The organism is Sphingopyxis sp. BSNA05, from assembly GCF_013265645.1.
GTDB lineage: Bacteria > Pseudomonadota > Alphaproteobacteria > Sphingomonadales > Sphingomonadaceae > Parasphingorhabdus.
On record NZ_PYIA01000148.1, the window covers coordinates 49,872 to 56,736 of the forward strand.

6 protein-coding genes are annotated in these 6,865 nt (G+C 60.1%); 3 read left to right on the forward strand and 3 right to left on the reverse strand.

Features of this window, described 5'->3' with window-relative positions:
• Positions 1-3 precede the first annotated feature (3 nt).
• The 3 genes from C8024_RS17760 to C8024_RS17770 all read right to left on the reverse strand — a co-directional run bounded on the left by C8024_RS17760 (position 4) and on the right by C8024_RS17770 (position 3,940).
• On the reverse strand, positions 4-1,146 hold the full coding sequence (locus C8024_RS17760; protein ID WP_173207620.1) for an acyl-CoA dehydrogenase family protein: 1,143 nt from the start codon (positions 1,144-1,146) through the stop codon (positions 4-6).
• A 220-nt stretch (positions 1,147-1,366) separates the two neighbouring features.
• Complete coding sequence (locus C8024_RS17765; RefSeq protein ID WP_173207623.1) at positions 1,367-2,308, reverse strand: polysaccharide deacetylase family protein; 942 nt, start codon at positions 2,306-2,308, stop codon at positions 1,367-1,369.
• A gap of 129 nt (positions 2,309-2,437) precedes the next feature.
• A complete protein-coding gene (locus tag C8024_RS17770) occupies positions 2,438-3,940 on the reverse strand; it encodes a CoA-acylating methylmalonate-semialdehyde dehydrogenase (protein WP_173207626.1) in 1,503 nt (500 codons plus the stop codon).
• 90 nt (positions 3,941-4,030) lie between these two features.
• Between C8024_RS17770 and C8024_RS17775 the strand changes: the two genes are divergently transcribed.
• From C8024_RS17775 to C8024_RS17785, 3 genes are read left to right on the forward strand one after another with little or no spacing between them, the layout of a single operon-like run.
• On the forward strand, positions 4,031-4,954 hold the full coding sequence (locus tag C8024_RS17775) for a DMT family transporter (RefSeq protein WP_173207629.1): 924 nt from the start codon (positions 4,031-4,033) through the stop codon (positions 4,952-4,954).
• 25 nt (positions 4,955-4,979) lie between these two features.
• The gene (locus tag C8024_RS17780) at positions 4,980-5,759 is read left to right on the forward strand and encodes an amidohydrolase family protein (RefSeq protein ID WP_173207632.1); all 780 of its coding nucleotides are present in this window, start codon (positions 4,980-4,982) and stop codon (positions 5,757-5,759) included.
• Entirely contained in the window at positions 5,693-6,718 is a 1,026-nt protein-coding gene (locus C8024_RS17785; protein ID WP_173207635.1) for an amidohydrolase, read from the forward strand. The genes C8024_RS17780 and C8024_RS17785 overlap by 67 nt, the downstream gene beginning before the upstream one ends.
• Positions 6,719-6,865 lie beyond the last annotated feature (147 nt).

Here is a 6,865-nt window from a genome sequence, read left to right on the forward strand (position 1 = left end):
TTCCTATTGCCGCAGCAGTTCACGCGAAACGATCATCCGCATAACCTGGTTGGTACCCTCGAGAATACTGTGGACCCGCAGATCGCGCCAGAAACGCTCGATCGGATAGTCCTGCAAATAGCCATAGCCGCCAAAGAGCTGCAGCGCGTCATTAACAATCTTGCTGCCATTGTCCGTCGCCAGCCGTTTGGCCATGGCCGCGAATTTCGTCTTGTCCGGCGCGCCTTCGGTCACCTTCGCCGCAGCGAGATAAAGCAGCGCCCGCGAAGCTTCCAGATCGGTCGCCATATCGGCGAGCGTGAACTGGGTATTCTGGAAATCGCTGATCGCCTTGCCAAATTGCTTGCGCTCCTTGGTATAGGCGACAGCTTCATCAAGACAGCGCTGCGCGCCACCAAGCGAACAGGCTCCGATGTTCAGACGCCCTCCATCGAGGCCCGCCATCGCGATACGGAACCCCTCGCCTTCGTCACCGACACGGTTCTCAACGGGCACCCGGACATTGTCAAAATTGACCTGCGCGGTGGGCTGCGAGTGCCAGCCGAGCTTTTTCTCGTTTGCGCCGAAGCTGACGCCATCCATGTCCTTTTCGATGACGAGGCAGGTCACGCCTTTTGCGCCGTCATCGGATGTGCGCGTCATCGTGACGTAAATCTCGTTCTCGCCGCCGCCGGAGATAAATTGTTTCGAGCCGTTGACGATATAGTCGTCACCGTCACGCACCGCCTTGGTCTTCAGCGAGGCCGCGTCGGATCCCGCTCCGGCTTCCGTGAGACAATAGCTCGAGATTTTCTCCATCGGCACAAGATCGGGCAAAAATTTGTCCTTCACCGCCTGGGAGCCGAATGTGTCGATCATCCAGCTGGCCATATTGTGAATTGAAATAAAAGCGCTGGTCGAAGGACAGCCATAAGCCATCGCTTCCATGATGATCGCCGATTCCAGCCGCCCAAGCCCGATGCCGCCGGATTCCTCGGAGACATAGATCCCGCCAAAGCCCAGTTCGGCCGCCTGCTTGATCGTGTCGCGCGGGAAGACATGCTTTTCATCCCACTCAGCCGCGTGCGGCGTTATCGCATCAGCGGTGAATTTCTGCGCCATTTCCTGAATGGCAAGCTGGTCTTCGGTCAGGGAAAATTGGGTCATATCTGTTTCTTGTTCGATGCCACGTCGGCGGCGGTTGATTCTGTGTCCCGCTATACCAGCAATATGTTGCTGTAGGCGATATTTGCAAGGTCGGGACGTCGTGCCACAGGCGATACTGTTGTAGACAGGACGGTAGACCCGAGGATATCACATGGGGAACGGGTTGCTTTCATGCACCGGGGTCTAGTCGCGCAAGACCCGCTCGGCAAATAGCTTTTTGCTACTTTTGATCATTGCGCTCATACCAGCGATTGCCGATATTGCGCTCGGCCGCCAGCATCTGGGTACGGGTCCCGTCGGCAAAATCGACATCCGGCTCCATAAAGGCAATCGGGTCGCGATAGGCCTCGTCGGCGGTGACAATCGTCCAGCCGTCCGCCTTGAGCGCTGCTGCCAGATCGTCGACGAACATCGCGGAGAGATCGGTTTCGTGCAGCAATATCATCTGCACCGGCGCTCTACCCAGCGTTCGCCTGGCCAAGTCGTCCGCGAAATTGGCCGATTGCGTATAGGATTCGACGAAGAGGTCACGCAGAGCGTTCCAGTCCATGATCTTTCCTGCTCTGGCCGCCGAGATCGCCATATCCTCCAGATACCAGTCCGACGCATCGACCGTCACATAGCCGTTCATCAGACCGCGCTTTTTCAGACCGGTCCGTACCGCATCGCGCTTCGCCCTGTTTTTCCGTCCTTCATCAAGGAACGGGAAGCGGAACCACGGGCGGTAATTGGGTTTGCCCTTCAGCCAGACTTCCGCCGCATCAATATCAGCGAGAAATGTTTCGACCGAAACCGACGACAGTTTGCTGTGTCTGGCCGTGTGGTTCGCAAGAACATGGCCGGCCGCCGCATAAGCCTCGATATCGGCGGCGTCATTGTCATTGGCGGTAATCCGGCCCGAGTTAATGAAGAAGGCGGCTTGATCGATGCCCGCCGTTTTCAGCGCCTCAATCAACAGCTTCGGTCGCTCGTCCGGTTCCAAGAAAGCGCCCTTGCCGCGTGGCGCATCGTCGAAACTGAAGGCGATGCGCTTGTCGTACATGGCAACCGGCGCGGGCAGCGCCATAACCTCGCTTGCACCATGGTCCGGACGCCAGAAGGCGAACAGAGCGATCGCCAGCAATAGCGACGGCAGGAACAGTCTGGGTGCCAGCGCTAGCAATTTGGCACCGGGATCAATTTCGAGTGGGTAGCCATGATAACCATTTCCGCCCGAAAGACCGGAATTTCCAGCATTTCGGGCGGCTTGTCCTGATTTGGAACTCTGCGGCTTGCAAGCCTTACCGAGCGTTTACCCCATGGTCGGAATGACAAAGGCATCCTTGTTGCCGCCGTCGGCTGTGCCGTCGGGCCAGCGCTGGGTGACGGTCTTGACCTTGGTCCAGAATTTCACGCCTTCCATGCCGTGCTGGTTGGTGTCGCCGAAGGCGCTACGTTTCCAGCCGCCAAAGCTGTGATAGGCGACCGGTACAGGAATCGGTACGTTGATGCCGACCATGCCGACATTGACGCGGCTGGCAAATTCGCGCGCCGCGTGGCCGTTGCGCGTAAAGATCGCGACGCCATTGCCATATTGATGCTGGCTCGGCAGCGCGAGCGCTTCCTCGAAATTCTTTGCGCGGACGATCTGCAGCACGGGGCCGAAAATCTCTTCCTTGTAGCTTTCCATCTCCGGTTTGACATGATCGAACAGGGATGGCCCGATGAAGCAGCCGTCTTCATGGCCTTGCAACGAGAAGCCGCGGCCGTCGACGACCAGTTCCGCGCCTTCGTCGACCCCGGTCTGGATCCAGTTCTCGACCCGCTGCTTGTGCGCCGGATTGACGACCGGACCATAATGGGCTTCCTCGTCGGTCGAAATGCCGACCCGAAGCGCTTCCATCGCCGGAATCATTTTCTCGCGCAGACGATCGGCGGTGTCTTCGCCCACCGGCACAACCACCGGCAGCGCCATGCAGCGTTCGCCGGCCGACCCGAAAGCAGCGCCCGACAGATCATTCACGACCTGATCGAGGTCCGCATCCGGCAGGACGATACCGTGGTTTTTCGCGCCACCCATGGCCTGGACCCGCTTGCCGGCCGCGACACCGCGCTGATAGACATAATGGGCGATATCGGAGGAACCGACAAAGCTGATGCCGCCAATGGCAGGATGATCAAGAATGGCATCAACCATTTCCTTGTCGCCATGCAGACATTGCAAAATGCCTTCCGGCAAACCGGCCTCGAGCATCAATTCGGTAAGCCGCACCGGCACCGAAGGATCGCGTTCGGACGGTTTCAGGATGAAGGCGTTACCGGTCGCGATCGCCGGGCCGAACATCCACATCGGGATCATCGCCGGGAAGTTGAACGGGGTGATGCCGGCGCCGATGCCAATCGGCTGGCGCATCGAGTAGACGTCAATGCCGGGGCCTGCACCCTGAGTATATTCGCCTTTCAGGACATGCGGGATGCCGCAGCAGAATTCGATCACTTCGAGACCGCGCTGGATATCGCCCTTGGAATCCGCGATCACCTTGCCATGTTCGATCGAGAGCATATGGGCCAGTTCGTCCATATTGGCCTCGACCAGTTCCTTGAACTTGAACATCACCCGCGCGCGCCGCTGCGGGTTGGTGGCCGCCCAGGCCGGTTGGGCCGCGAGCGCCGCATCCACCGCCTTGTCGAGCACCGCCGCATCGCCGAGATCGACCTTGCCCTGGATACCGCCATTATTGGGATCGAAAATATCGCTCTGGCGGGCCGCTGCTGCGGTTCCTCCGGAAGCCAAGACATGGGTAACAGTGCGCATTGAAAGACTCCTGATTGCTTTTGCGGGCTATATGCTATTTACCGCAACAATGCACAACCGCTCTTCCCCTATCTTTTGTGGCAATATTGCATGAGCAATGACGGTGCCGCCGGACAGAACCGGCCGATGGCAGGTATCCTCACGCGTCTGGCCGCGATGCTCTCGCTCGCGGTCATGTTCGCCTTCGTCAAACTGGCCGGCGAGCAGGGTGTGCATGTCACCGAAAGCCTGTTCTACCGCCAGCTGATCGCCATGCCGCTGATCTGCTTTCTGATCATGCGGAGCCGGGAGGGCTGGCCGTCGATCGTCTCGAACAAGCACAAGCTCCATATCCTGCGCTCGGCTCTCGGCATTTTCGCAATGGGTCTAAACTTCTGGGCGATGACCCTGCTGCCCCTCGCCGACGCCACGACGATCAGCTTCACCGTTCCCATTTTCGCTACCCTGTTCGCGGCGATATTCCTGCGGGAAAAGGTCGGCATCAGGCGCTGGTCGGCGATCCTGATCGGCTTTGTCGGCGTGCTGATCGTGGTCCAGCCAGGTGGATCGCTGATCCCCGCTTTCGGCGCAGCGGTGGCGCTTGGCGGCGCACTGGTCACGGCGGCGGTCACCATGGTCATCCGCATGCTCGGCCGCACAGAGACCAGCGTCGTCACAATCTTCTGGTTCTCGGTCTACACCCTGCCCGCGCTCACCGTCTGCGCCTTCATCTACGGCGGCGGCCATGACGCCAAGACCTGGGGCTATTTGCTCGGCATCGGCATATTCGGCGCGCTGGGGCAGCTGTGCATCACCCAGTCGCTGCGCTACGCGCCGGTCTCGACGATCGTGCCGATGGACTATAGCGCGCTGATCTGGGCGAGCTTCTTCGGCATCGTCATCTTCGACCAATATCCCGGCCTGTCGATCTGGCTCGGCGCGCCGGTGATTATCGGATCGGGCCTGTTCATTGCCTGGCGCGAACATGTGAAGGCGAGCAAGCTGACGGTTGCCAAGGCGGAGCCGAGCGCATAATCACTCCCGCAATAGGGAGAGAGACATGCTGAAATTCATATCGTCCATCGGGGCAGCGCTGACGCTGCTGTTGGCAAGTGGCGCGCAGGCCGAAGAGGTACCCGCGGCCCTCCCCTATCCCGAAGTGACCATCTTCGAAGCCGCGAAGATCATCACCATGGAGCCTGGCTATCCCGAGGCCCGCTATGTCGCCACCGCTGACGGCATCATCCTCGGTCTCGGCCAGACATTGGAAGATCTGGAAGCATGGACGAGGGACCGGGAGGTCACCGTCGACCGGCAGTTTGCGAAGCAGATTCTGATGCCCGGCTTTGTCGAGCCGCATGTCCATCCGATGCAGACGATCATGATGCTGCCGATGCCGTTCATCAGCCCGGAAGAGTGGAAGCTCCCCGGCAAGACCTACCCTGCGGCCCGCGGCAAAGCGCAATATGAAGAGCGACTGCGCGCGGAAATGGCCAAGAGCGAGGACGCCCTGTTCATCACCTGGGGCCATCACAAGCTGTTCCACGGCGACATGGACCGCGCCGAACTCGACCGCATCGCGCCCGACCGGCCGGTCGTCATCTGGCAGCGCAGCTTCCACGAGATCATCGCCAACAGCAAGGCGCTGACCCTGCTCGGCATCGGCGATGAAGCGGCCTTCACCGCCGCGTTCAGCAAGCCGCTATCGACCCCGGCCATGCCGATTATGCCAGCGGTATCATCCATGAGACCGCCCTGTTCAACGGCATCGAAATGCTCCGCCCCTATCTCTTCTCGCCCGCCAAGGTGCAGCAGGGTCTGGCCGACATGCGCCAGATGATGCTGGAAAATGGCGTCACCACGAGCGCCGATCTGGCATTTGGTGGCTTTGGCGGACCGGCGATGGAGTCGGCTCTGTTCAAGAGCCTCTACGATCAGCCGACCACGCCTTCGCGAATTCTCGCCATCCCCGTTGCGCCGCTGGTGACCGGCGATCCCAATGTCTGGCTCAAGGATATGAAAGCCAGATATGACAGCCCCAAATTCTTCTTCTCCAACCGGGTGAAGCTGTTCGCCGACGGCGCCTTTTTCGCCCAATATATGCAGATGAACCCGCCCGGCTACAGCGACGGCCACGAGGGCAAGTGGCTGACCGAACCGGAAGAGTTGCTCAAGCAGACCGAGCGTTTCTGGGACGCCGGCTGGAACCTGCACACCCATGTCAACGGCGATCGTGGCCTCGATGTGGTGCTCGACATCACCGAAAAGCTCGCCCTCCGCAACGGCCAGAATATTGTCATGGAGCATCTCGGCTATTCGACCGAGGCGCAGAACCGGCGGATCGGCGATATGGGCCTCTATGTCTCCGCCCAGCCCAACTATATCCGCATCCTCGGCGATGCCTATGCAAAGACCGGCATGGGCCCCGACCGTGCCGCGCAGATGAGCCGGCTCGGTTCACTCGAGCGCAAGGGCGTGCCGCTCGGCCTGCACAGCGACTTCAACATGGCGCCGATCGACCCGCTCTATCTCGCCTGGGTGGCGAGCAACCGGATCACCCTCGACGGCAATGTGAAAGCACCGAAGGAGCGGCTCTCGCTCGACAAGGCGCTGCGCGCAATCACCGTCGAGGCGGCGCAGGTGATTGGCCTCGATGCGATGGTCGGCAGTATCGCCACCGGCAAGAAAGCCGATTTCACTGTGCTCGACCGCGATCCCTATGCCGGCGGCGCGGCGAAGCTGCGCGAAGTCGGGATCAAGGGCGTGATATTCGAGGGCCGCTGGTTCCTGGCGGAGTAGGGTTTGTGCTCCTGCGCAGGCAGGAGCCCATCTCCTGATATTGCGTCTACCCCCAATGGTCAGTGTTTAGACCTGCTTGAGCCGATAATTCTTGGCCATTGTGTTCAGCTGATCGTTTCCGAGATGGGCCCCTGCCTTCGCAGGGGC

Coding starts and splice junctions, on each gene's coding strand:
- C8024_RS17760 (WP_173207620.1), bottom strand. CDS start 1,146: ATGACCCAATTTTCCCTGACCGAAGACCAGCTTGCCATTCAGGAAATG.
- C8024_RS17770 (WP_173207626.1), bottom strand. CDS start 3,940: ATGCGCACTGTTACCCATGTCTTGGCTTCCGGAGGAACCGCAGCAGCG.
- C8024_RS17775 (WP_173207629.1), top strand. CDS start 4,031: ATGAGCAATGACGGTGCCGCCGGACAGAACCGGCCGATGGCAGGTATC.
- C8024_RS17780 (WP_173207632.1), top strand. CDS start 4,980: ATGCTGAAATTCATATCGTCCATCGGGGCAGCGCTGACGCTGCTGTTG.
- C8024_RS17785 (WP_173207635.1), top strand. CDS start 5,693: ATGCTCCGCCCCTATCTCTTCTCGCCCGCCAAGGTGCAGCAGGGTCTG.